We start from the raw sequence: 23,139 nt of genomic DNA, 5'->3' as shown, positions 1-23,139 counted from the left end.
TAATGCCTGTCGCCCAAAAGTGCGGGATAAACGACATGCATAGAACAAATATGAGACATGGCGGCACGGTCCCATCCCGCGCCTCACGCTTTCCGGATTGAGAAAAATGCCCCGTCCAACCGCCTCCAGCCCATCCCAGCGCATGCTTCGCGTCGCCGAACAGGTGCGCCATGCGCTGTCGGAAACCTTGCAGCGCGGCGAGATTATCGACCCGCTGATCGAGAACACCGTGGTTTCGGTCTCGGAAGTGCGCATGTCCACTGATCTGAGGGTCGCAACGGCCTTCGTTTCGCCGCTCGGCGCCAAGGACACGGGTGCGGTCATCGACGCGCTCAACAAGCACGCGAAGTTCGTGCGTGGCCGCGTCTCCGGCGCGCTCCGCCAGATGAAGTTCATGCCGGAGTTCCGCTTCAAGCTCGATACGTCCTTCGACAATTTCGCCAGGATCAACGATTTGCTGAAATCGCCGGAAGTCGCGCGAGACTTGGGTACCGATGGCGAAGACAACGACAAGGACGAGAAATAGTGGGGCGCCGCGGCAAGAAGAAGGGCCGGCCGATCTCCGGCTGGGTGGTGCTGGACAAGCCGGTTGGCATGGGTTCGACCGAAGCCGTCTCCAAGATCAAATGGCTTTTCCAGGCCGAAAAGGCCGGCCATGCCGGCACGCTCGACCCGCTGGCCTCTGGCATGCTGCCGATCGCGCTGGGCGAGGCAACCAAGACCGTGCCTTATGTGCAGGACGGCGCCAAAATCTACCGGTTCACCGTCGCTTGGGGCGAGGAGCGTTCGACCGACGATCTCGAAGGCCCGGTGACGCAAAGTTCCGACCGCCGTCCGGCGGAAGAAGATGTCAGGGCGCTGCTGCCGAACTACACCGGCGTCATCATGCAGACACCGCCGCAATTCTCGGCCATCAAGATATCAGGCGAACGCGCATACGATCTCGCCCGTGGGGGCGAGACAGTCGACATCCCCGCGCGCGAGATCGAGATCGGCCGTCTGGACATCGTCGAGCACGCTGCCGACCACACCTTGTTCGAGGTCGAATGCGGCAAAGGCACGTATGTGCGCTCGCTGGCCCGCGACATGGGCCGCGACCTCGGCTGCTTCGGTCATATCGCCGAATTGCGCCGGGTCGAGGTCGAGCCGTTCACCCATGAGGATTTCGTCACCCTCGCCGAACTGGAAGTCGCCCGTTTCGGCGAACAGCGCGAAGCTGACGGAGAGGGCGACGCCGATGTTGCCGATGCGCCGATCGACTTCGGCGCCATCGATGCGCTGCTTGTCGACACGGCTGCCGCGCTCGACTGCCTGCCCCAGATCGCCATCAGCGACGAAGCGGCGACCAAGATCCGCCTTGGCAATCCCGTCATCATCCGCGGCCGCGACGCGCCCGTGGAAGCCGAGGAAGCCTGCGCCACCGCGCGCGGCAAGCTTGTCGCCATCGGCGCCATCGAGCAAGGCATGTTCAAGCCGAAGCGGGTCTTTGTCGGCTGACCACTCTCGTCTAGTCTTACGTCGACGTCACATCCGAGGGGCACATGGCAAAGGCTGAGGCGGTGAAGAAGCGGGCGCCGGTGACAACGCGCCGGCCGCCGGTTGGCGCCTCGCCCGGCACGCTGATCGCCGATCCGGCGGCGCGACGGTCCGAGCTGCGGCTGACGCTGATTTCGCCTGAAAAATTCAAGACCATCAACGATGCCAGCATCGACGATCTCAACACCCATTGCGACAACTGGCCGGTCGTCTGGTTGGACTGCACCGGTCTCGCCAACATCCAGCTGATCGAGGAGATCGGCCGGATCTTCAACCTGCATCCACTGGCTCTGGAAGATGTCGTCAACACCGGCCAGCGGCCGAAGGTCGACTTCTTCGAGGACCACGCCTTCGTCGTCATGCGCATGATCGACGACGTCAAGGTGCATCGCTATGAGCAGATCGCGGTGTTCTTCGGCAAGAAATTCGTCGTCACCTTCCAGGAGCGCGAAGGCGATCCGTTCGACCCCGTACGCAAGCGCATCGCGGCAGCGTTGCCCAACCGCTTGCGGATGCGCGGCGCCGACTATCTGGCCTATGCGCTCATCGATTCCATCGTCGACAGCTATTTCCCGCCGATTGAGGCCGCTATCGAGGAGGTCGATGGCATAGAGGACGAGATGCTCAACACGCCTCACAAGCATCAGATGCGCCAGCTGCACGAATTGCGGCGCGACGCCAATGTGCTCAAGGGCGTGCTGTGGCCGATGCGCGACGCGCTGGCGACGCTGATCCGCAACGACGTGCCCTATGTGAAGCCGGAGACGAAAATCTTCTTCAACGACACGCTCGACCACGCATTGCGGCTGATCGAGCTGGTCGAGAACCAGCGTGATATGCTGACCGGCTTGATCGAAATGCATTTGTCGCTGAGCCAGGCGCGCACCAACGACGTCATCTCTTATCTCACCATCGTCTCGGTGATCTTCATGCCGCTAACCTTCCTGGTCGGTATCTGGGGGATGAATTTCGATCCCGAGATCTCGCCGTGGAACATGCCGGAACTGAAAGCCTACTATGGCTACCCGGCTTCTCTGCTGTTCATGCTGGCCGTTGCTGTCGGGCTGATCGTCTTCTTCAAAAGAAAGAAGTGGCTGTAAGGTTTCGGTGTCAGGGGAATCCTGGATTCCCGAGCAAAGGGCTGCGACAAGCCGGCTTTATGAATGGGCTGGTGTTTTCCGGGGAATTGCCCTATATGCGCCGCAGCATCGCGCCATGTCGCTTTGCTTGCACCGGCCCCTGCTGGACGACATCCCGGCTGAAGGCGACCCGTTTCCTCAAACAGATAAGGAAAAACACGATGTCGATTACTGCCGAGCGCAAACAGGAATTGATGGGTGAATTCGCAACCGCCAAGGGCGATACCGGGTCTCCGGAAGTCCAGGTGGCCATCCTTTCCGAGCGCATCAAGAACCTGACCGACCACTTCAAGGACCACAAGAAGGATAACCATTCCCGCCGTGGTCTGCTCGCTCTCGTCTCCCAGCGCCGCAGCCTGCTTGATTATCTCAAGCGCAAGGATGACGCGCGCTATCAGACGTTGATCGAGAAGCTCGGTCTGCGCCGTTGACGAATTGACCGGCGGGCTTTCGAAGGAGAGCCCGCCGGTCGCGCATTCTGCCAGTCGCATCGATTGGCCAGACCCGGTTTCGAGCGCGCAGAGGCCACTCGAAACCGCCCATGGACGGTCATGGGGCAGGATTGCAGGACGCTCGTGCGCTAACCAGCGCCGAAATCTACCCGAGCTTCCCGTTGTCTTGCCCGTGGCTGCCCGAGAAAGGAAGCCAGGGAAAGGGCATCCGCGCACCGTGAAACGGCGCGGCCCTTTCCGCTTATTAAGGACAAGATATGTTCAACTACCACAAAGTGGAAATCGAATGGGGCGGCCGTCCGCTCATCCTGGAAACCGGCAAGATCGCACGTCAGGCTGACGGCGCGGTGCTTGCGACCTACGGCGAAACCAAGGTTCTCGCCACCGTCGTTTCGATGAAGGAGCCGAAGCCAGGCCTCGATTTCTTCCCGCTGACCGTCAACTACCAGGAAAAGACCTACGCCGCCGGCAAGATCCCCGGCGGCTACTTCAAGCGCGAGGGACGTCCGAGCGAAAAGGAAACGCTGGTTTCCCGCCTGATCGACCGCCCGATCCGCCCGCTCTTCGCCGACGGCTACAAGAACGACACCCAGATCGTCGTCACCGTGGTCCAGCATGACCTCGAGAACGATCCCGACATCCTGTCGATCGTCGCCACCTCGGCCGCTTTGACGCTGTCGGGCGTTCCTTTCATGGGCCCGATCGGTGGTGCGCGCGTCGGCTACATCAACGGCGAATACGTGCTGAACCCGCATGTCGACGAGATGCAGGAATCCAGGCTCGACCTCATTGTCGCCGGCACCGCCGACGCCGTGCTGATGGTCGAGTCCGAAGCCAAGGAACTCGGCGAAGAGCTGATGCTCGGCGCCGTCATGTTCGGCCACAGGGGCTTCCAGCCGGTGATCGACGCCATTATCAAGCTGGCCGAAGTTGCCGCCAAGGAGCCGCGCGATTTCACGGCGCCGGACTACTCCGCGCTTGAAGCCGAAATGCTGAAGATCGTCGGCGACGAGCTCAGCAATGCCTACAAGAACGTCGACAAGCAGAAGCGTTACGCCGCCGTCGACGCCGTCAAGGCGAAGGTCAAGGCAGCGTTCGCTCCGGCCGAAGGCGAAGACGCCAAGTACACCTCCGAGCAGATCGGTTCGGTGTTCAAGGAACTCCAGGCCAAGGTCGTGCGCTGGAACATTCTCGACACCGGTTCGCGCATCGATGGCCGTGACCTCAAGACGGTCCGCAAGATCGTCTCGGAAGTCGGCGTCCTGCCGCGCACGCACGGTTCGGCGCTGTTCACCCGCGGCGAGACCCAGGCGCTGGTCGTTGCCACGCTGGGCACCGGCGAGGACGAGCAGTATGTCGATTCGCTGACCGGCATGTACAAGGAGAAGTTCCTCCTTCACTACAACTTCCCTCCCTACTCCGTCGGCGAGACCGGCCGCATGGGTTCGCCGGGCCGCCGCGAAATCGGCCACGGCAAGCTCGCCTGGCGCGCCATCCGTCCGATGCTGCCGAGCGCGGACCAGTTCCCCTACACGCTGCGCGTCGTCTCGGAGATCACCGAGTCCAACGGTTCGTCGTCGATGGCCACCGTCTGCGGCACATCGCTGGCACTGATGGATGCCGGCGTTCCGCTGGCAAAGCCGGTCGCTGGTATCGCTATGGGCCTGATCAAGGAAGGCGAGCGCTTCGCGGTTCTGTCCGACATCCTGGGTGACGAAGATCACCTCGGCGACATGGACTTCAAGGTCGCCGGTACCGAAGGCGGCATCACCTCGCTGCAGATGGACATCAAGATCGAGGGCATCACCGAGGAGATCATGAAGATCGCGCTGGATCAGGCCAAGGACGGCCGCCAGCATATCCTCAGCGAGATGGCGCATGCTCTGACCGGCGCCCGCCCCGAACTCGGTGAGTTCGCACCGCGCATCGAGGTCATGCACATCCCGACCGACAAGATCCGCGACGTGATCGGCTCCGGCGGCAAGGTTATCCGCGAGATCGTCGAGAAGACCGGCGCCAAGATCAACATCGAGGACGACGGCACGGTCAAGATCGCTTCGTCGAACGCCAAGGAGATCGAGGCGGCCAAGAAGTGGATCCATACCATCGTCGCCGAGCCGGAAGTCGGCGAAATCTACGAAGGCACGGTCGTCAAGACCGCCGACTTCGGCGCTTTCGTCAACTTCTTCGGTCCGCGTGACGGCCTCGTCCACATCTCGCAGCTTGCCAACGACCGGGTCGCCAAGACCTCGGACGTCGTCAAGGAAGGCGACAAGGTCTGGGTCAAGCTGATGGGCTTCGACGAGCGCGGCAAGGTCCGCCTGTCGATGAAGGTCGTCGACCAGGCCACCGGCAGGGAAATCGCCCGCGACAAGAAGGCCGAAGGCGAAGAAAACGCCGCCTGAGTGGTCTGACAATAGAGTTGAACGGGCGCGGCTTATGTCGCGCCTGTTTTCGTTTAAGACCCGTCTACGACATGAGAATCGAAGAATGGCCGCTGAGTCGCTGAAGACACTGTTCCATCCCTTCGAGGCCGAGGGGCTTCCTCTGCCGCAAAAGGGCGAGCGTGTGTTGTTCCTGGGTGCGGAGCCCGGCTTCCGCTTGCCGGAAGGCTTCGAGGCAGAGCTCCATCTTGCACAGGGTTTCCGGCCGCATCTCCGAGCGCTGGAGCGTGCCGGTCACAAGGTAACGCCCCGCGCGGAAAGCGATGCATTCGATGCAGCGCTCGTGCTTGCCGGCCGCCATCGTGGGCTAAACGAGATGCGTATTGCCGAGGCGATCGAACGCGTCACGCCGGGCGGTCTGATCATTGTCGCCGGCGGCAAGGACGAAGGCATCGCCAGCCTGCGCAAGCGCATCGACGAGCTTGTCCCCATCGAAGGGCATCTGCCGAAATATCACGGCATCGCCTTCTGGCTTCGCCGTCCGGTCGATCTGGCGCCTGCGGAAAAACTGCGCGTCGCCAATCCTGCCTTGGTCGTAGAGGACCGCTTCCGCACTGCGCCGGGCATGTTCTCCTTCGACCGCATCGACGCCGGCTCGAAACTTCTGGTCGACAACCTGCCCAAAGACCTGCGCGGCAACATTGCTGATTTCTGCGCCGGCTGGGGCTATGTCGCCGCCGAGGTCGCGGCACGTTCATCCGGCATAACGGGGCTCGACCTTTACGAAGCGGATTTCGACGCGCTTGAGGCGGCCAAGGGCAATATCGGCCAGACAGGCTTCGAGCCCGGCTTCTTCTGGACCGATCTGCTGAGCGAGCCGGTCGAGCGGCGCTATGATGCCATCGTCATGAACCCGCCCTTCCATCGCAGCCGGGCGGCCGAGCCGGAAATCGGCGCCGGCATGATCCAGGCGGCGGGCAAGGCGCTGAAACCGGGCGGGCGGCTGTTCATGGTGGCGAACCGTCAGCTGCCTTACGAACCGGTTCTGAAGGCTGTCTTCTCCAGCCATGCCGAACTCGCCCGCGACGGCATGTTCAAGGTTTTCTCCGCGCGCCGATAGGACGGTGCCGGTCGCCTCAATGCATGCTGACGATGCGCGCCGGCTCGTGGACGGGAATGGTCGGTCTGATATCGCCAGGCTTGATCTTGAGCGGCGCCGGCCTGCCGAACAGATAGCCCTGCACCATCTCGCAACCAGCTGCTCGCAAAAGCGTCGCCTGGTTCTCGGTCTCGACGCCTTCGGCGATGATGCCGACGCCGAGCGCCCGCGACAGGCCGACGATGGTAGAGACGACGGCGCCCGAATTGGAATCGGTGTCGATGCGGCTGACGAACGAGCGGTCGATCTTCAGCTTGCCGAAGGCGAAGTCGATCAGGTAGCTGAGATTGGAATAGCCGGTGCCGAAATCGTCGACGGCCACCGAAATGCCCATGTCGGCAAGCTGCTGCAGGATGATGGCGGCGCGGTCGCGGTCCTGCATCATCGCCGTCTCGGTCACTTCGAGCTCCAGCCGCGACGGCTTGATGCCGGTGCTGGCCATCGTGTCGCGCACGATACCGACGAAATCCTTGGTCCTGAACTGGACCGGCGAGATGTTGACGGCAACGAAGCAGTCCTCGGGCAAATGACGGGCATCGCTGCAGGCCTTGTTCAGCACCCAATTGCCGATCGGGTGGATCATGCCGGTCTCTTCGGCGATCGGAATGAATTCCATCGGCGGGATCATGCCGCGTTCCGGGTGCTTCCAGCGGATCAGCGCCTCGTAGCCGACGATACGGCCGGTCGGCAGGTCGAGCTGCGGCTGGTAGTGAAGGTCGAAATCGCCACGGACGAAGGCGATGTGCAGTTCGGATTCGATCCAGTGGCGGTAGTCGGCGACCTGGCCCATGTCGGAATGGAAGACCGACCAGTTGCCCACGCCGCCGGCGCGGGCATTCTGCAGCGCCAGGTTGGAGCGGCGCAGGATGAGGACCGGATCGACGCCATCCTTTGGCATCGCCACGATGCCGACCGACAGGCCGACCGACTGCAGGTGGGAATCGAGCTGGTACGGCTTCAGCATCTCCTCGATCATGGTTTCGACGGTGCTTTCCATGGACCTTTGGAGTTGGTGTTCCCAGACAAGGATAGCGAACTCGCCGGCGCCGATGCGCCCCATCACCGCGCCTTCGGGCATGCAGGCCTTCAACCGCTTGGTGAAGCCGCGGATCAGTTCGTCGCCATGGCTGTAGCCGATGGCGTCGTTGATCTGCTTGAAGCGGTCGATGTCGATGTCGATGAGGAACACCGGCTCACCGGTCCTGATCGTCGCGGACGCCGCGTCGGCAATCCTGCCGACCATCGCCGGCCGCGCAAAAAGCCCGGTCAGCTTGTCAAAATGGGTTTCGTTGAAAACGTAGTCCACCGATTCATCGACGCCGGCGAAGAAGGACAAGGCAGCACCGGCGGCGGCCAGCGCGCATAGCGCCGACGCGATGCCGATCATGGTTTCCGCCTGCATGCCGGCAAAGCCGTCCCCGAAACCATGCCGGAGGCCCAAAGCCCAAGGATGAAACTGCCAAGGCCCGAACTGGCGACGGTGAGCAGCCGGAACACAGGTGTTCGCTTCGGGTTGCTGACAGCAGGCATTGCTCAGTCCCTGTCGCATGATCCCGAAATCAACTCGACTTTCGGGAAATATCAAGCGCAAATTCATAAAGGCTAAAGCATCCTTTGCGCCCAGCAAGAACGCGCAGAGCCCAAGCCTATAGGACTTCTAGCGGATATCTCCTTAAAATGAGTTTCCGCCGATGCATCTAATTTTACTGGTGAGTTAATCGCGTACGCTGTCGGTCTGCTTCAACTCATCCAGGGTTGGCATCGACACGATGTGATAGCCGGAATCCACATAATGGATTTCCCCGGTGACGCCTGACGAGAGGTCGGACAAAAGATAGAGCGCCGAGCCGCCGACCTCGTCGATGGTCACCGTGCGGCGCAGCGGCGAGTTGCGCTGCTGGTAGGAGTACATGTGGCGGGCGTCCGAGATTCCGGCGCCGGCCAAAGTACGCACCGGTCCCGCCGATATGCCGTTCACCCGGATGCCGCGCGGGCCATAATCGTTGGCGAGATAGCGCACGCTGGCTTCCAGCCCGGCCTTGGCGACGCCCATGACGTTGTAGTTCGGCATGACGCGGACAGAGCCGGCATAGGTCAGCGTGATCATCGCGCCGCCTTCGCTCATCAGCGGGGCGGCATGGCGGGCGACCTCGGTGAAGGAGTAGCAGGAGATGACCATGGTGCGGACGAAATTACCGCGGCTGGTGTCGGCGTAGAGCCCTTTGAGCTCGTTCTTGTCGGAAAAGCCGATGGCGTGGACGACGAAGTCGAGCCCGCCCCATTCCTTGCCGAGCGTCTCGAAGGTGGCGGCGACCGATGCGCTGTCCTCGACGTCACAGGGCACCACCAGAGACGCGCCAAGCTTCTCGGCAAGCGGCTTGACGCGGCGCCCGAATGCGTCGCCCTGATAGGTGAAGGCAAGCTCCGCTCCGTGTTCGGACAATTTCCTGGCGATGCCCCAGGCGATCGAATGATCGTTGGCGACGCCCATGACAAGCCCGCGCTTGCCCTTCATCAGTCCGTCCATGGCCGGCAATCCCCCTACAAAAAAACGCTGGCCTTATGCGGAATAGCGCTGGAAAATCAGCGTTGCGTTGGTGCCACCGAAGCCGAACGAGTTGGACAAAACCGTGTCGATCCTGGCGTCGTCGATGCGCTTGCACACGATCGGCATGCCCTCGAATTCGGGATCGAGGTTTTCGATATGGGCGCTCTCGCCGATGAAGCCGCCTTGCATCATCAGGATCGAGTAGATCGATTCCTGTACGCCAGCGGCACCCAGCGAATGGCCGGTCAGCGACTTGGTCGAGGTGATGAACGGCATCTTCTCGCCGAACACCTCTCGGATGGCGCCCATTTCCCGGGAATCGCCGACCGGCGTCGAGGTGCCGTGGGTGTTGATGTAGTCGACCGGCGTGGACACCGTCGCCAGAGCCTGGCGCATGCAGCGCACCGCGCCTTCGCCCGACGGCGCCACCATGTCGTAACCGTCCGACGTCGCGCCATAGCCGACGATCTCAGCGTAGATCTTGGCGCCGCGCGCCTTGGCGTGTTCGAGCTCCTCCAGGATGAGGACGCCCGCGCCGCCCGCGATGACGAAGCCATCGCGATTGGCGTCATACGCGCGGGAAGCTGTCGGCGCACGATCGTTATACTTCGACGACATCGCGCCCATGGCATCGAACAGGTCCGACATCGTCCAGTCGAGGTCTTCATGGCCGCCGGCAAACATCACATCCTGCTTGCCCCACTGGATCAGTTCGTAGGCGTTGCCGATGCAATGCGCCGAGGTCGAGCAGGCCGACGAGATCGAATAGTTGACGCCGTGGATCTTGAACCAGGTGGCGAGCGTCGCCGAGGCGGTCGACGACATCGCCTTCGGCACCGCGAACGGACCGATGCGCTTGGGGCTGTTGTTCTTGAGCGTGGTCTCGGCCGCCTCGACGATGGTGCGGGTCGAGGGGCCGCCCGAGCCCATGACGATGCCGGTGCGCTCATTGGTGATGTCGCTTTCGCCAAGCCCGGCGTCGGCGATCGCCTGGTCCATCGCGACATGGTTCCAGGCCGCGCCCTGGCTCAGGAAGCGCATGGCACGCCGGTCGATCATAGGGGTCGGGTCGAGCGTCGGCGCGCCCCAGACCTGACAGCGGAAGCCGTGTTCGGCGAAGGAATCGGAGAAGCTGATGCCTGATTTGGCATCGTGGAGCGAGGATTGCACCTCGTTGGCGTTGTTGCCGATCGACGATACGATGCCGAGGCCTGTGACGACGACCCTTCTCATTCGCAACTCCTTCCAGCGGATGATCCCGAAACCCTAGTCGGTTTTCGCCGGCGATCATACGCAAAATCAAAATGCCGCAGCGTCGTTGCGCGTCCGGGAACGCCCTGCTGCAGTGGCGCCGGTCAGGCGGCCGATTGCTTGGACAGCCCCACCTTGAGGTCCGTCGCAGCATATATGGGTTCGCCGTCGGCCTTAAGCCAGCCATCGGCGATACCGAGCACCAGGCGTCCACGCATGACGCGCTTGAAATCGATGCCGTATTCCACCTTCTTGACCGAAGGCGTCACCATGCCCTTGAACTTGACCTCGCCGGTCGACAGCGCCATGCCCTTGCCCGGCTCGCCGAGCCAGCCGAGGTAAAAACCCGTCAATTGCCACATGGCGTCAAGGCCCAGGCACCCCGGCATGATCGGATTGCCGATGAAATGGCAGGCGAAGAACCACAGGTCCGGTTTGATGTCGAATTCGGCACGGATGAAGCCCTTGTCGTGGGCGCCGCCGGTCTCGCTGATCTCGGTGATGCGGTCGAACATCAGCATGGGCGGGTAGGGCAACTGGGCGTTGCCGGGCCCGAACAGCTCGCCGCGGGCGCAGGCGAGCAATTCCTCATAACCGTAGCTGGATTTCGAACCCGCCATATGTCTCGTCCCCATAATGTCCCGGGCGGTGGGGCGCCCTTGTCGTTGGTTTCCTAACACAATCCCTTTCGGGCCGGAAACCGGCGTTTGCGCTTAACCCGCCCGTCTGCCCGGGTCAATGCGCGCTCTCGCATCGGCCGAAATCGATTTCGATTTCCGGAAAGCACCATGCGATGCCAAAACAGCGATAGAGCGCACTTAGTGCGTCCAACTGGACGCACGTCGCTCTATTGATCGTATTCGGCCAACAGAATATATGTCTGGAGGTATCCAGTTTCGGCGAATGACGTTTTTTCGCCACTCTGGGCGTGTCTTGAGGCAGAACTATGGGCTTGGACGAATAGATGGATCTGGGCTGCCGGAAGGAAAATGTCGCTGTGGACAAGCGGGTTCGCGAAGCCGGCCTCAGGCCGACACGCCAACGCATTGCGCTGGCCGATCTGCTGTTTGCCAAGGGCGACCGCCACCTTTCGGCCGAGGAACTGCATGAAGAGGCGGTCGCCGCCGGCGTGCCGGTCTCGCTCGCCACCGTCTACAACGCGCTTCACCAGTTCACCCAGGCCGGGCTGCTGCGCATCCTGGCGGTCGAGGGGTCCAAGACCTATTTCGACACCAACACCTCCGATCACCATCATTTTTACATCGAAGGCGAAAACAGGATCTTCGATATAGAAAGCGGTCCGGTGACCGTCTCCAACCTGCCGGAGCCACCCGCAGGCATGGAGATCGCCAATGTCGACATCGTGGTGAGGCTGCGCCCGAAGCGCAGCGTTTAAGCCCCAACCCGTGAAACCTGTCGATTTTGCAATCCGGCTCGAATGGGTTGCGGTCGCGGTCGTGGCTATAGTCGCCTATGCCGCGTCAGGCGTTTCCTGGTGGCTGTTCGCCCTGCTTATTCTGGCGCCCGACCTGTCGATGCTGGGCTATCTCGCCGGGGCACGGATCGGCGCTGTCGCTTACAACGCGTTGCACATCCTGATCGTCCCGCTGTTGCTGGCCCTCGCCGGATATGTTCTGGCCAATTCGACGGCGACCGCGATTGGTCTGATCTGGATCATCCACATCGCCGTCGACCGCGCGCTCGGCTACGGTCTCAAACTGTCGACCGGTTTTCAGGACACCCACCTCGGCCGTATCGGCCGTTAGGCCTCCAGCAATCTCAATTCTTGACGTGCTCGCCGGGATAGGCGCCCCACACCTGCGACTGGGCGATCCAGCCGGTGTGGCCGTCGAAGGTCATTTCGCACCACTGGCCATCGCAGGTTTTGATCGTGCCCGTAACGCCCGGCTCGATGATGGCGATGACGCTGGCGTCCTTGTCGGCATCGTCGAGCAGATTGATTCGGCCACCTTTGGTGCGTTGCCAAGGGGCGACGATCGCGGTCCGGCGGCCCGACAGCAGCGACTGGTTGATCCAACCCTCCGAGCCATCGGCATCGCGCACCCGCCGCCAGGTATCGAATTCCTGGATGATCTCCATCGGCAGGCCGGCCTTTGTGTACATCCAGTCGACGGAATAGTTGGCGCCGGGGCCAACGCGCGAGTTGACGCGAGCCGATTTCAGGCTGACGAAACGCGGCAGCGGCAGGCCGCTCGGCCCGAGCGTGACCGTCTGCACAGGTGCGGCGGCACCTTGCGCCGCGGCTTGCGGGGAATGCAGGAGAGCGCCGAGAAGCGCTGCGCTGAGGATCAGGCGAAGCGACGCGAAACCAGACACTTTCATTCCTTTCGGCGCGTGCCCTTTGGTCCGGGCGCCCCTTTTTCTTTGTCTTCGGCGGCACCGCTTGTTACAGGAGTGGCAGGCACCGCGACCGGTATTCAGTTTCGCCTGTCTTGGTTAAAGAGGTCTCAACGAGATCGGGTTCGAGGAAACAATGGCAGGCAAAAAACGGCCTCTCGTCGTCATCACGCGCAAGCTGCCCGATCCGGTCGAGACCCGCATGCGCGAACTCTTCGACGCCAGGCTGAATGTCGAGGACCGCCCGATGACGCAGCCGGAGCTGGTCGCGGCGATCAAGGAAGCCGATGTGCTGGTGCCGACCATCACCGACCAGATCGATGCGGCGCTGATTGCCCAGGCCGGCGACAATCTCAAGCTGATCGCCAATTTCGGCAATGGCGTCGACAAGATCGACGTGGCGGCGGCGGCCAGGAAAGGCATTACCGTCACCAACACGCCGAACGTGCTGACCGAAGATACGGCCGACATGACCATGGCGCTGATGCTGGCCGGCCCGCGGCGGCTGGCCGAAGGCGCCAATGTGCTCACCAGCGACAAGAAATGGGCCGGTTGGTCGCCGACCTGGATGCTCGGCCGGCGCATCTGGGGCAAGCGCCTCGGCATTGTCGGCATGGGCCGCATCGGCACTGCGGTTGCGAGGCGCGCCAAGGCTTTCGGCCTGTCCATCCACTACCATAACCGCCATCGCGTGCTGCCGGCGGTCGAGGAAGGGCTGGAGGCGACCTATTGGGAAAGCCTCGACCAGATGCTTGCCCGCATGGACATCATCTCGGTCAATTGCCCGTCGACGCCGGCGACCTTTCATCTGCTTTCGGCGCGGCGCCTGGCTCTGCTTCAGCCCACCGCCTATGTGGTCAACACCGCGCGCGGCGACATCATCGACGAGGAAGCGCTGGTCAAGCTGATCCAGGACGGCAAGATCGCCGGCGCCGGCCTCGACGTCTACGAGCACGAACCGGCGCTGAACTCGAAACTGCTGAAGCTTGCCGCGAAGAACAAGGTCGTGCTTTTGCCGCATATGGGTTCGGCGACGATCGAGGGCCGCATCGACATGGGCGAGAAGGTGATCATCAACATCCGCGCCTTCTTCGACGGCCACCGGCCGCCGGACCGCGTGCTGCCGCTACGGACTTGAAGCGGGCCGCGTTCAGGATGCGGTTGTGAGGGCGCCATCCGCCGCGACACTCACACGCTTGCCGCGATAGGCCTCAAAAGCGTCGCGCCTGAGCCTGAGCGCTACCGGCGTCGGCCAGCCCATTTCCCTGGCCACAATCAAGCCAAGCAGCAGGATCGCGTCCGGCTCGTGCAGCACGAGTGCCGTCGGCGCATGGCCATTGTGGACGAGTTCCATCAGCACGGCTGACGCTGAGGACGAGCCGATCGTGCCGGGCAGGAACAGCACGCGCCCGGAAATGGTTTCGCCATGCTGCGGGTGACGGACATCGGCGATGCGGCCGCTCTTCGGATCGACGCCGCCCCAGAAGCTGATCGGCGCGGTCAGCACCAAGGCCAGTCCTTCGCCTCCGCTGCCCGGCACCAGTATGTCGGCTGCAGCATTCATGCGGCGATATCCGTAAACCTGGGCTTACCGGCAACCGCGCTTTCCACGCAGTCGGCCAGCGAGCCGTAAAGCACGGCGTAACCGGTATTGCCCGGCGCGTAGTGCGCGAATTTTCCCGAATTGGTCATCAGCATGCCGTCGGCCAGATCCGGCAGGATCGGCGTCACCACCACGCAGGTGTCGGCGACGATGATGACGCCGCTGGCTTCGAGCATCTTGCGGTTGCCGTTCTGCTCCAGCCTGGTGAGCACGTGGCGGCCGGTGCAGGCGTAAATCGGCACGCTGAGCCGCCGCCCGCCAATCAGCCGCTCAAGTGCATCGAATTCGGCCAAAGACAGATGCGGACTGCCGATCGCCACGGCATCGATGGCGGTCTGCGTGGCTGCGGTGGACAGGCCGGCGCGGGCCTTCATGGCCATCTCCGGCGTTACGCGGATCATCGTTTCCGGCCTGCCGCCCACCAGGATGGTCTCGGCGTCGGGCGCTTCTGGCGTTACCCCAGCGATATGGAACAGGCCGACGGCGCCCGACGATGCCGCCGCCGCGCCGAAGGCCTTCAGCGCATCCTCGCCGGGATGGCTGGATATGCCGGTGACGACGCCGACCGCGTTGCCGACCTCACGGCCGTAGAGGCTGCCCAGCACCGGCCAGGCGATCTCCGAACCAAGGAACGAGGCGGAGAGGCCGGACACATCGAACACCAGCCGTGCCTGCCGGTTCTCGGGGCGATGCAGGCCGTAATCCGGCGCGCGCCCCGATATGGCGCAGGCGATGTCGAGGAAGTCGCCATAGCGGTTGGTGCGTGCCCCCAGCACCGAATTGCAGAACACCACCGCGTTGGATTCGCCCCAGGCGACATCGCTGCCAAGCGCTGGCCTGTGGCCGGCTTGATAGGGCGCGCAGGTCCAGCTCTGCTCGCAGCCAAGTTTGCGGTAGGCCTCCATCATTCGTCGCGCCATGCCGCGCGCCGGCTCTTCGAGGCGCACGCGCGAGCAGCCCATCAGATCGAGCGCGCCGACATTGAGCGTCGAGCGCACCGCGACCCTGGCGCCGCCATCGACCAGCCTTTCGGCAAACAGCGTGCCGGAATCGCCGTGATAGAGCGCGCCGTCTATATGCGTCGAGGCGATCGGGATCAGTCGCGGCGCGCCGAGCAGCGCAGCGCTTTCGGCAACGATGCGCATCGCCATCGCCGCCCCGTCATGGCCGGAGGCGATTGTCTGCTCCTGTGCGCTGAGGGCGAGGCTCACGCGAACTCCTTGCGCATGGTGATCGAGGTCGGCCGGTCATAGCCGTCATGCGCGGTGCGTTCAGTCTCGCGAAAGCCGAGACCGGCAAAGGTTGCATGATTTACGGTCAGTTCGATTCGCGTCTGCAGTTCGATGGCCGGTTTGTTCCGGCTGCGGGCGAGAAATTCGACAGCCTGCATCAGCCGCCTGCCGATGCCTTGCCCTTGAAGCTCAGGTTCGACGGCGAGCTTGCCGATGTAGAAATCATCGGCTCTCTCCAGCGCGAAAACGCAGCCGGCGATCCTGTCATCCTGCAGGGCCAGCAACACGGTCTCGCGGCCAGCCTTGTCCCTGAGGTTTCCGGCGTTCAGCAGATGTGCCGAGGAGGGCGGGTCGATGACGCCGTCCATCGGTGCAAAGGCGCGCATGATCAGGCTGAGCAGTTCGTCCCAGCGGTCGAAGCCGGGGGCGAACTGCGTGACCAAAACACTGGCAGGCTGATCCATGCGGTCAGCTTCTCTTGTAGCGGATCGTGTCGAAGCGCGCCGACAGCGCATCGTAGAGCAGCAGCCGGCCGACCAGTGGTTCGCCGATACCGGTGATCAGCTTGATGGCTTCCATTGCCTGCAAGGTGCCGATGACGCCGGTCAGCGCACCGACGACCCCGGCCACCGCGCAGGACGGCACCAGTCCTTCCGGCGGCGCTTCAGGAAAGAGGTCGCGATATCCAGGGTTCGGTCTGCCGTCGGCGCCGGTCCCGAACGGCATCAACACCGTCACCGAGCCGTCGAAGCGGCCGACGGCGGCATGCACGAGCGGCCGCTTTTCCGCCGCGCAGGCATCCGCCACCACATAGCGCGTCTCGAAATTGTCGGAGCCGTCGACGACCACGTCGTAGCGCGCGACGAGAACGGCAGCATTGTCGGCCGTCAGCCTGAAATCGTGCAATTCCACCGCGACATGGGGATTGATCCGGGCGATCGCTGCTTTGGCGCTCTCGGTCTTCGCCGTGCCGACCGTATGGGTGGCGTGGATCACTTGCCGCTGCAGATTGGACAGCGAGACAATATCGTCGTCGACGATTCCAAGCGTGCCGACGCCGGCGGCAGCGAGATATTCCAGCACCGGCGCGCCGAGGCCGCCGGCGCCGATCACCAGTACCCGCGCCCGCTTCAGCCTCTGCTGGCCGGCGCCGCCGATCTCGGGCAGCACGATGTGGCGGGCATAGCGTTCGAGCTCTTCGTCGGTGAGGGCGGCAGGGGTCATTGCCGGACCATATAGCGGAGCAAAAAGCTTGTCAGGTCTCTTCGGTTGGCCCAACCGTGCCGTGGTCGACGGTGAGGAACTGCGCGCGTCCCCTCAGGCTGGAAAACAGCGCGGCGTCGGTTCCGGTCATGAAGGCCTGGCAGCTCAGCTCTTCCAGGATCGAGAACAGCGCGGCGCGCCGGCCGGCATCGAGATGCGCGGCAATCTCGTCGAGCAACAGGATCGGCGTCATCCCCGACATCTCGCCGGTCAGCCTTGCGTGCGACAACACGATGCCGACCAGCAGCGCCTTCTGCTCTCCGGTCGAGCAGAGTTCGGCCGGCATCGCCTTGGGGCGGTGGCGCACCAGCAGATCCGAACGGTGCGGGCCATCGAACGTGCGTCCGGCGGCGCGGTCGCGCTCGCGGCCGTCGGCAAGGGCGGCGCGATAGCGTTCCTCGACGTCCACGGCGGGTGCTGTGGCGACGTCGCTTTCAAGGTCGCCGGAGAGGCTGATGTCGGCCTGCGGAAACGGCCCGCTGGAAGGCAGCCTGTCGATCATGGCGGTAAGCAGGCGTACCAGTTCGGCGCGCGCAGCCGCGATCGCCACGCCGGTTTCGGCCATCTGCATCTCGATGGCGTCGAACCAGGCGCCATCGCGCGAGCCTTCCGTAAGCAAGCGGTTACGTCCGCGCATCGCCTTCTCGTAATCGAGCGCACGCTGGCCGTGGCCGGGATCGACAGCCAAAACCAGCCGGTCGAGAAAGCGCCGCCGGTCGGCGGCAGGTCCGGGGAACAGGCCGTCCATGGCCGGCGTCAGCCAGACGACGCGCAGCCATTCCAGCATGGCGTCTGCCGACCGTGCCGGCGCGCCATTGATGCGCACCTTGCGACCGCCCTCGCCGGCCGCTTCACCCCCGGTGATGCCGGTGCCGATCTCGACCTGTCCCTCCGGCCCGTCGAGCCTTGCGTGGAGCGCAAAGCCGCCATCGCCGCCTTCGCGGGCCACGTCGACATAGGGCGCACGGCGCAGGCCGCGGCCCGGCGTCAGCAGGGAGATGGCTTCCAGAAGATTGGTCTTGCCGGCGCCGTTGTCGCCGGAAAACACCACAGGGCCGGGGGAAAAGCCGATCGACAGCGCCGCATAGTTGCGGAAATTCGTAAGTGTTAGCTTCCTTATGTGACTTTGTTCCGGCAACCGCTATCCGCCTATAGAAGTCGCCGCAATCACTATGCTGCAGTGTGCCGCAGTGCGGCTACACCCGCATCGGCATCAGCACGTAGAGCGCGGTCTCATCGGCCATGTCGTGGATCAGCGTCGGCGAGCCGGCATCGGCCAGCATGAACTTGGCTTCCGTGCCGGTCAGTTGAGCAGCGACGTCGAGCAGATATTTGGCGTTGAAGCCGATCTCGATCGGGTCTGAGGAGTAATCAGCGGCCAGTTCCTCGGTTGCGCTGCCCGAATCCGGATTGTTGACGGCAAGCGTCACCTGGCCTTCGGTGATCGAAAGCTTCACCGCGCGGCCGCGCTCGGAGGAAATGGTCGAGACGCGATCGACGGCGGCGGCGAAGCTCTGGCGGTCGATGATCAGCTTCTTGTCGTTGCCGGTCGGAATGACGCGCTGGTAGTCCGGGAAAGTGCCGTCGATCAGCTTCGAGGTCAGAACCACGCTGCCGATGGTGAAGCGGATCTTGGTGTCGGACAATTCGGTGGTCACCGCGACATCGGGATCGTCGACCAGCTTCTGCAACTCGCTGACCGTCTTGCGCGGAATGATGATGCCCGGCATGCCTTCGGACCCGGCCGGAGCGTCGATCTCGGCGCGCGCCAGGCGGTGGCCGTCGGTCGCCACCGAACGCAGCTTCAGCTTGCCGCCAGTTTCATGCGTGTGCAGGTAGATGCCGTTGAGATAGTAGCGCGTCTCTTCGGTGGAGATGGCGAACTGGGTCTTTTCGATAAGGCCTCTCAGGGCGACGGAATCGAGCCGGAAGATGTGTGAGAAGGATCCCGCCGAAAGCTCCGGGAAATCGGACTGCGGCAGGCATTGCAGGCGAAAGCTCGAGCGGCCCGACGTTACCGTCATGGCGTTGCCGTCCTCGTCGGTCTTCAGCATCACTTCGGCGCCGTCGGCCAGCTTGCGCACGATGTCGTAGAGCAGGTGCGCCGGAACCGTCGTCGCCCCGCCGCGCTCGACCTTTGCCGGCGTCGCTTCGGTCACTTCGAGGTCGAGGTCGGTGGCTTTCATTTCAAGGCTGGCGCCCTCGGCGCTGAGCAGCACGTTCGACAGGATCGGTATGGTATTGCGCCGCTCGACCACGCGATGAACGTGGTTGAGCGACTTCAGGAGATTGGACCGTTCCAGGATAACACGCATGACGAAACAGGCTCGCTTGAATGAATGGACGGGTCACCAGTGGGCGGCGCCCCGCGAAAGGTCTGAACAGGCTCAGAATCTATGCAAACTGACAGGAAAAAGCCAGCAAACGCAAGTCCGGGCCACCGGTTCGCGCCGGTTAAGCGGGCTTTCTGGGGATAAAGCGGACGTTGGCCGGCAACCGATGCATGTCGCCGAAAACTGCGCAGCGGTTTTGGGACAACGACATGCATCAAAACAAGAAAATTTAAAGCGCGACGACCGTTTGCCGCGCCGATCAGGCTTGGTCGTTGATCAGCCTGCGCAACAGTTCCAGTTCCTGCGCCAGCGTGTTGTCGACGCCGGAAAGGTCCTCGATCTTGCGCACCGCATGCAGCACCGTGGTGTGGTCGCGCCCGCCGAACCGCCGGCCGATCTCCGGCAGCGAGCGCGGCGTCAATACCTTCGACAGGTACATGGCGACCTGCCTGGGCTTCACGATGGTGCGCGTGCGCCGGTTGGACAGCAACTCGGTCTTCGACACATTGTAGTGGCGCGCCACGATGCGCTGGATGTCCTCGATGCGCACCCGCTTCGGCTCGCCAGAGCGATAGATGTGGCCGAGGATTTCGTCGATGCGGTCGATGGTGATCGCCGGCTCGAACGACTGACGAAACAGCAGCTGGTTGAACGCGCCCTCCAACTCACGACCGCTGCCGGTTACCGTGCGGGCGACATGGTTGAGGATCTCCTCCGAAATATTGAGCGATGCATCGTCGACCTTGGCGGTGGCAAGCCGAAGTTTGAGCATGCCGATGCGCATGGCGAAGTCCGGCGCCGACATTTCCAGCGCGACACCGCCATTGAGGCGCGAGCGCACCCGCGGTTCCAGCGATTCCAGTTCCGACGGCGGCCTGTCAGCGGCAACCACCACTTGCTTGGCGCTGTCGAGCAGCATGTTGATGAGATGGCAGAATTCGTGCTGGATCGACTTGCCCTGCAGGAACTGCATGTCGTCGATGATCAAGAGGTCGATGTCGCGCAGCTGTTCCTTCAGCGTCAGCGCATTGTTGTCGCGGATCGCGGTGGCGAAGCGCCACATGAAATATTCGGCCGTCAGATAGACGACGCGCGATTTCGGGTTCTGTTTCAGGGATTCGGCCGCAATCGCCTGCAAAAGGTGCGTCTTGCCGAGCCCGACGGTTGCATGAAGGAACAGCGGGTTGAAGCGCACCGCGCTCGACTGCGATTCCGCCACGGCTTTGGCTGCGGCGAAAGCCACCCGGTTCGACGGGCCTTCGATGAAGGAGCCGAACGTGTAGCGCGGGTCGAGCGGCGACCCCAGCACATTGTGCCGGAATTCGCTCTCGATCGGCGTGCCGGGACGAGGGGCGGGCGCCCGCTCCACCCTGCCGGGGCCGACCGTGCCGGCCGCCAATGCGGTCTGCGTATGCTTGGTCATCTTGCGCGCCGGCACGGCCTCGGGTTCGACGCCATTGCGGGCAGGACGGGTCGCGGTGCGCACGACCATCTCGATCTTGAGGATTTCGGGATCCTCGTGCTTCCACAGATCGGCGATGAGATCGAGATAATGGCCATTGATCCACGAGCGCAGGAAGGCCGTGGGCACCGAGATGCGTACAATGCCCCGGGAAGCCTCAGCCACCTTCATACGGCCGAACCAGCTCGAATAGACCTCGGTTCCCAGGCGCGCCTTCAACTGGGCCTTGACCCGGTCGAACTTCTGTTCCGCGTCGCTGGAAGCCGCCATATCGTGCGCTCCGACCAATGTTCCGGGAAATGGCAGGTCGCCCGTAAGCTCCCGCTCGATGCCGCTCTGCATGATTGTGCGTCCCTTTTCCTTTGTACCTTTTTTCCGCCGGGAGTGCGCCTCCTGCACCCATGTTTCCGGCGACCGTATCTTCGCTACAACACCACCGCCGCCGCCGGCGGATGACGTTGCCTCGTCAGAATGGGATCGGTCCCGGCTGCTTAAGGCCAGTCCGTCTGACATGTTCGGGCAAAGCGGTGCTACCCGGCGAAAACGCCGGTGCGCCATCAAGCTGCCATGTACAATTACGCCAGTCCCCTATCGTATCGAAAAGGCAAGCCATACCCGTTCGCGGAATTGATCCACGTCATGAATTCTGCCACTGTTAGCTGGCCGATTCAGGCTGGGTTAAGGGCTAATGGCCCGTCCCTTTCGATAGATCGACATTACCGAAATCGCTGTGGATAGGGCAAGGCCACCTCTAACGGATTTTTAAGGAATCTGGTTAGTGAACAACGGTTCGGGCTCCGTGCTGGAAGCGCATATTTTGACAAAGCCATTGGGATTCAAACCCTTTTGCCGCGAATATGAAAATGGCTGTGCGGTTTGAAATTTTCTGAAATAATTCGCTTGACACCAACTTGCTGCCTGTCGCCCACAGGCGATGTGAACAAGCTGTGGATCACTTCCAGCAAGTCGCTGAAAAATATCAGCAATTTGTGACAGCCAAATTTATTGGCGTGGGCCGTTTCGGCGGATTGGAATATCAGTGGGAGTGTATGTGCCGGCAAAGCATTCCGGACTCTGGAATGCGGCTCGGGCATGCTTTGCGGCCGTTCTTTTTAAGTGCTTGCCGGCAAACGAAAAAACCCGGCGCGATTGGCCGGGTTTGAAAGAACGACAGTTCAGGAACGGTCGATCAGGCCGACAGCACCTTGAGGCGGTGAGCCAGACGCGACACCTTGCGCGATGCCGTATTCTTATGGATCACGCCCTTGGTCGCGGCGCGCATCAATTCCGGCTCTGCGGTCTTGAAGGCTTCCAGCGCGGCTGCCTTGTCGCCGGCAGCCAGTGCCTCTTCGACCTGGCGGACATATGTACGCACGCGCGAGCGGCGGTTCTTGTTGATCGCTGCGCGGCGGGCGATCTTGCGCGTTGCCTTTTTGGCCGAGGAGGTATTGGCCATGATGCCTCTCTTCTGATCTGGTGGGCGCATGCGGGATGCCGCAGGGCGCAAAAAACAAACGGGCAGCCAACGGCCGCCTCGATTGGAGCGGCTTATAGTTCAGCTTTTCCGGCGCGTCAACGCCGCTTTGGCTTCTTTTTGGTCCTCGCCGCCGCCACTCTAGCGATTGGTGAAATTCGGCTTCCGCTTCTCGGCAAAGGCGGCCATCCCTTCCTTCTGGTCGTCGAGCGCAAACAGCGAGTGGAACAGCCGGCGTTCGAAGCGCAGTCCCTCCGCCAGCGTCGTCTCGTAGGCGCGGTTGACTGCCTCCTTGGCCATCATCACCGATGGCAGTGAAAACTCTGATATCCTGGCCGCGGCCTTCATCGCCTCCTCGATCAACTCGCCGGCCGGCACGACGCGCGAGGCCAGGCCGCTGCGCTCGGCTTCGGCGGCATCCATCATCCGACCGGTCAGGCACATGTCCATGGCCTTCGACTTGCCGACAAAGCGGGTCAGCCGTTGCGACCCGCCCATGCCGGGAATGACGCCGAGCGTGATTTCGGGCTGGCCGAATTTCGCCGTGTCGGCGGCAATGATGAAATCGCACATCATCGCCAGTTCGCAGCCGCCGCCCAGTGCATAGCCGGCGACCGCCGCGATCATCGGCTTGCGCGCACGGGTAAACTCTTCCCAGCCGACGAAGAAATCCTGCACATAGGCCTCCGCGTAGGTGACGGCCTGCATTTCCTTGATGTCGGCGCCCGCCGCAAAAGCCTTCTCGGAACCGGTGATGACCATGGCGCCGATGCCGGGATCGGCGTCGAACCCCTTTGCCGCCGTCAGCAAATCCGCCAGCACCTGCGCGTTCAGCGCGTTCAGCGCCTTGGGCCGGTTCAGCGTGATCAGGCCGACCTTGCCGCGCGTCTCGACGATGATGGTTTCATAGCTCATGGGCTGGCCTCCTGGTTGCGGCACTGACGG

The 23,139-nt window shown here is 62.8% G+C and carries 23 protein-coding genes and 1 pseudogene; 10 read left to right on the top strand and 14 right to left on the bottom strand.

The window, feature by feature from the left end:
* The first annotated feature begins 106 nt into the window (after positions 1-106).
* The 6 genes from rbfA to X757_RS145695 all read left to right on the top strand — a co-directional run bounded on the left by rbfA (position 107) and on the right by X757_RS145695 (position 6,631).
* Complete coding sequence (rbfA, locus tag X757_RS145670; RefSeq protein WP_023692585.1) at positions 107-526, top strand: 30S ribosome-binding factor RbfA; 420 nt, start codon at positions 107-109, stop codon at positions 524-526.
* Entirely contained in the window at positions 526-1,497 is a 972-nt protein-coding gene (gene truB / locus X757_RS145675) for a tRNA pseudouridine(55) synthase TruB (protein WP_023669559.1), read from the top strand. The genes rbfA and truB overlap by 1 nt, the downstream gene beginning before the upstream one ends.
* 44 nt (positions 1,498-1,541) lie before the next feature.
* Positions 1,542-2,636: a magnesium/cobalt transporter CorA gene (gene corA, locus X757_RS145680; protein ID WP_023726860.1), complete on the top strand. Its 1,095-nt coding sequence runs from the start codon at positions 1,542-1,544 to the stop codon at positions 2,634-2,636.
* A 95-nt stretch (positions 2,637-2,731) separates the two neighbouring features.
* Positions 2,732-3,106: a 30S ribosomal protein S15 gene (gene rpsO, locus X757_RS145685; protein ID WP_280790540.1), complete on the top strand. Its 375-nt coding sequence runs from the start codon at positions 2,732-2,734 to the stop codon at positions 3,104-3,106.
* A gap of 278 nt (positions 3,107-3,384) precedes the next feature.
* Positions 3,385-5,532, top strand: coding sequence for a polyribonucleotide nucleotidyltransferase (pnp, locus tag X757_RS145690; RefSeq protein ID WP_023726859.1), 2,148 nt, complete (start codon positions 3,385-3,387; stop codon positions 5,530-5,532).
* 85 nt (positions 5,533-5,617) lie between these two features.
* Entirely contained in the window at positions 5,618-6,631 is a 1,014-nt protein-coding gene (locus X757_RS145695; RefSeq protein ID WP_023726858.1) for a class I SAM-dependent methyltransferase, read from the top strand.
* 16 nt (positions 6,632-6,647) lie between these two features.
* On the opposite strand, the pseudogene X757_RS01000000164975 reads toward X757_RS145695, so the two are convergent.
* The 4 genes and pseudogenes from X757_RS01000000164975 to fabA form a co-directional block, all read right to left on the bottom strand.
* Positions 6,648-8,200 (bottom strand): annotated as a pseudogene (locus X757_RS01000000164975) (putative bifunctional diguanylate cyclase/phosphodiesterase).
* A 184-nt stretch (positions 8,201-8,384) separates the two neighbouring features.
* Positions 8,385-9,197 (bottom strand): enoyl-ACP reductase FabI, encoded by an 813-nt coding sequence (gene fabI / locus X757_RS145700; RefSeq protein WP_023726857.1) that lies wholly within the window; start codon positions 9,195-9,197, stop codon positions 8,385-8,387.
* 33 nt (positions 9,198-9,230) lie between these two features.
* Positions 9,231-10,451 carry a beta-ketoacyl-ACP synthase I gene (gene fabB, locus X757_RS145705; RefSeq protein ID WP_023726856.1) on the bottom strand — a complete coding sequence of 407 codons (1,221 nt, stop codon included), beginning with the start codon at positions 10,449-10,451 and terminating at the stop codon, positions 9,231-9,233.
* A 122-nt stretch (positions 10,452-10,573) separates the two neighbouring features.
* Entirely contained in the window at positions 10,574-11,089 is a 516-nt protein-coding gene (gene fabA / locus X757_RS145710; RefSeq protein WP_023669566.1) for a 3-hydroxyacyl-[acyl-carrier-protein] dehydratase FabA, read from the bottom strand.
* 344 nt (positions 11,090-11,433) lie between these two features.
* On the opposite strand from fabA, the gene irrA reads away from it, so the two are divergent.
* Positions 11,434-11,865, top strand: coding sequence for an iron response transcriptional regulator IrrA (irrA, locus tag X757_RS145715; RefSeq protein WP_023688734.1), 432 nt, complete (start codon positions 11,434-11,436; stop codon positions 11,863-11,865).
* A 10-nt stretch (positions 11,866-11,875) separates the two neighbouring features.
* Positions 11,876-12,235, top strand: coding sequence for a DUF4260 domain-containing protein (locus X757_RS145720; protein ID WP_023669568.1), 360 nt, complete (start codon positions 11,876-11,878; stop codon positions 12,233-12,235).
* 13 nt (positions 12,236-12,248) lie between these two features.
* Here X757_RS145720 and X757_RS145725 read toward each other — a convergent pair whose 3' ends face one another.
* The gene (locus X757_RS145725; protein WP_023669569.1) at positions 12,249-12,806 is read right to left on the bottom strand and encodes an SH3 domain-containing protein; all 558 of its coding nucleotides are present in this window, start codon (positions 12,804-12,806) and stop codon (positions 12,249-12,251) included.
* A gap of 157 nt (positions 12,807-12,963) precedes the next feature.
* Between X757_RS145725 and X757_RS145730 the strand changes: the two genes are divergently transcribed.
* Complete coding sequence (locus X757_RS145730) at positions 12,964-13,965, top strand: D-glycerate dehydrogenase (protein WP_023669570.1); 1,002 nt, start codon at positions 12,964-12,966, stop codon at positions 13,963-13,965.
* A gap of 12 nt (positions 13,966-13,977) precedes the next feature.
* Here the strand turns inward: X757_RS145730 and X757_RS145735 are convergent, their stop codons facing one another.
* The 7 genes from X757_RS145735 to dnaA form a co-directional block, all read right to left on the bottom strand.
* Positions 13,978-14,391 (bottom strand): aconitase X swivel domain-containing protein, encoded by a 414-nt coding sequence (locus tag X757_RS145735; RefSeq protein ID WP_023726855.1) that lies wholly within the window; start codon positions 14,389-14,391, stop codon positions 13,978-13,980.
* Entirely contained in the window at positions 14,388-15,641 is a 1,254-nt protein-coding gene (locus X757_RS145740) for an aconitase X catalytic domain-containing protein (protein WP_023726854.1), read from the bottom strand. Before X757_RS145740 ends, X757_RS145735 begins: the two co-directional genes overlap by 4 nt.
* The gene (locus tag X757_RS145745) at positions 15,638-16,126 is read right to left on the bottom strand and encodes a GNAT family N-acetyltransferase (RefSeq protein WP_023726853.1); all 489 of its coding nucleotides are present in this window, start codon (positions 16,124-16,126) and stop codon (positions 15,638-15,640) included. Before X757_RS145745 ends, X757_RS145740 begins: the two co-directional genes overlap by 4 nt.
* Before the next feature lie 4 nt (positions 16,127-16,130).
* Positions 16,131-16,886, bottom strand: coding sequence for a molybdopterin-synthase adenylyltransferase MoeB (locus X757_RS145750; RefSeq protein ID WP_023681998.1), 756 nt, complete (start codon positions 16,884-16,886; stop codon positions 16,131-16,133).
* A 31-nt stretch (positions 16,887-16,917) separates the two neighbouring features.
* Complete coding sequence (gene recF / locus X757_RS145755; RefSeq protein ID WP_023726852.1) at positions 16,918-18,063, bottom strand: DNA replication/repair protein RecF; 1,146 nt, start codon at positions 18,061-18,063, stop codon at positions 16,918-16,920.
* Positions 18,064-18,121: 58 nt separating this feature from the next.
* Positions 18,122-19,240, bottom strand: a complete 1,119-nt coding sequence (gene dnaN / locus X757_RS145760; RefSeq protein WP_023669575.1) for a DNA polymerase III subunit beta — start codon at positions 19,238-19,240, stop codon at positions 18,122-18,124.
* A gap of 277 nt (positions 19,241-19,517) precedes the next feature.
* Positions 19,518-21,062 carry a chromosomal replication initiator protein DnaA gene (gene dnaA, locus X757_RS145765; protein ID WP_031195619.1) on the bottom strand — a complete coding sequence of 515 codons (1,545 nt, stop codon included), beginning with the start codon at positions 21,060-21,062 and terminating at the stop codon, positions 19,518-19,520.
* A 569-nt stretch (positions 21,063-21,631) separates the two neighbouring features.
* On the opposite strand from dnaA, the gene X757_RS1000000168035 reads away from it, so the two are divergent.
* Entirely contained in the window at positions 21,632-21,883 is a 252-nt protein-coding gene (locus X757_RS1000000168035) for a hypothetical protein (RefSeq protein WP_156933448.1), read from the top strand.
* Between the two features lie 26 nt (positions 21,884-21,909).
* Here X757_RS1000000168035 and rpsT read toward each other — a convergent pair whose 3' ends face one another.
* Both rpsT and X757_RS145775 read right to left on the bottom strand, forming a co-directional pair.
* Positions 21,910-22,176: a 30S ribosomal protein S20 gene (gene rpsT / locus X757_RS145770; RefSeq protein WP_023681995.1), complete on the bottom strand. Its 267-nt coding sequence runs from the start codon at positions 22,174-22,176 to the stop codon at positions 21,910-21,912.
* 159 nt (positions 22,177-22,335) lie between these two features.
* The gene (locus X757_RS145775; RefSeq protein WP_023681994.1) at positions 22,336-23,109 is read right to left on the bottom strand and encodes an enoyl-CoA hydratase; all 774 of its coding nucleotides are present in this window, start codon (positions 23,107-23,109) and stop codon (positions 22,336-22,338) included.
* Positions 23,110-23,139: the final 30 nt, after the last annotated feature.

Origin of the sequence: Mesorhizobium sp. LSHC412B00 (assembly GCF_000503035.1) — a bacterium.
Taxonomy (GTDB): Bacteria; Pseudomonadota; Alphaproteobacteria; order Rhizobiales; family Rhizobiaceae; genus Mesorhizobium.
The sequence above is the reverse complement of the archived record's forward strand: the minus strand, read 5'-3'. Positions and strand labels throughout refer to the sequence as shown.

Bases quoted from the DNA above. Each gene is read 5' to 3' on its own strand.
- rbfA (WP_023692585.1), top strand. From the start codon at position 107: ATGCCCCGTCCAACCGCCTCCAGCCCATCCCAGCGCATGCTTCGCGTC.
- corA (WP_023726860.1), top strand. From the start codon at position 1,542: ATGGCAAAGGCTGAGGCGGTGAAGAAGCGGGCGCCGGTGACAACGCGC.
- rpsO (WP_280790540.1), top strand. From the start codon at position 2,732: ATGCGCCGCAGCATCGCGCCATGTCGCTTTGCTTGCACCGGCCCCTGC.
- pnp (WP_023726859.1), top strand. From the start codon at position 3,385: ATGTTCAACTACCACAAAGTGGAAATCGAATGGGGCGGCCGTCCGCTC.
- X757_RS145695 (WP_023726858.1), top strand. From the start codon at position 5,618: ATGGCCGCTGAGTCGCTGAAGACACTGTTCCATCCCTTCGAGGCCGAG.
- fabI (WP_023726857.1), bottom strand. From the start codon at position 9,197: ATGGACGGACTGATGAAGGGCAAGCGCGGGCTTGTCATGGGCGTCGCC.
- fabB (WP_023726856.1), bottom strand. From the start codon at position 10,451: ATGAGAAGGGTCGTCGTCACAGGCCTCGGCATCGTATCGTCGATCGGC.
- fabA (WP_023669566.1), bottom strand. From the start codon at position 11,089: ATGGCGGGTTCGAAATCCAGCTACGGTTATGAGGAATTGCTCGCCTGC.
- irrA (WP_023688734.1), top strand. From the start codon at position 11,434: ATGGATCTGGGCTGCCGGAAGGAAAATGTCGCTGTGGACAAGCGGGTT.
- X757_RS145730 (WP_023669570.1), top strand. From the start codon at position 12,964: ATGGCAGGCAAAAAACGGCCTCTCGTCGTCATCACGCGCAAGCTGCCC.
- X757_RS145735 (WP_023726855.1), bottom strand. From the start codon at position 14,391: ATGAATGCTGCAGCCGACATACTGGTGCCGGGCAGCGGAGGCGAAGGA.
- X757_RS145745 (WP_023726853.1), bottom strand. From the start codon at position 16,126: ATGGATCAGCCTGCCAGTGTTTTGGTCACGCAGTTCGCCCCCGGCTTC.
- X757_RS145750 (WP_023681998.1), bottom strand. From the start codon at position 16,886: ATGACCCCTGCCGCCCTCACCGACGAAGAGCTCGAACGCTATGCCCGC.
- dnaN (WP_023669575.1), bottom strand. From the start codon at position 19,240: ATGCGTGTTATCCTGGAACGGTCCAATCTCCTGAAGTCGCTCAACCAC.
- dnaA (WP_031195619.1), bottom strand. From the start codon at position 21,062: ATGCAGAGCGGCATCGAGCGGGAGCTTACGGGCGACCTGCCATTTCCC.
- rpsT (WP_023681995.1), bottom strand. From the start codon at position 22,176: ATGGCCAATACCTCCTCGGCCAAAAAGGCAACGCGCAAGATCGCCCGC.
- X757_RS145775 (WP_023681994.1), bottom strand. From the start codon at position 23,109: ATGAGCTATGAAACCATCATCGTCGAGACGCGCGGCAAGGTCGGCCTG.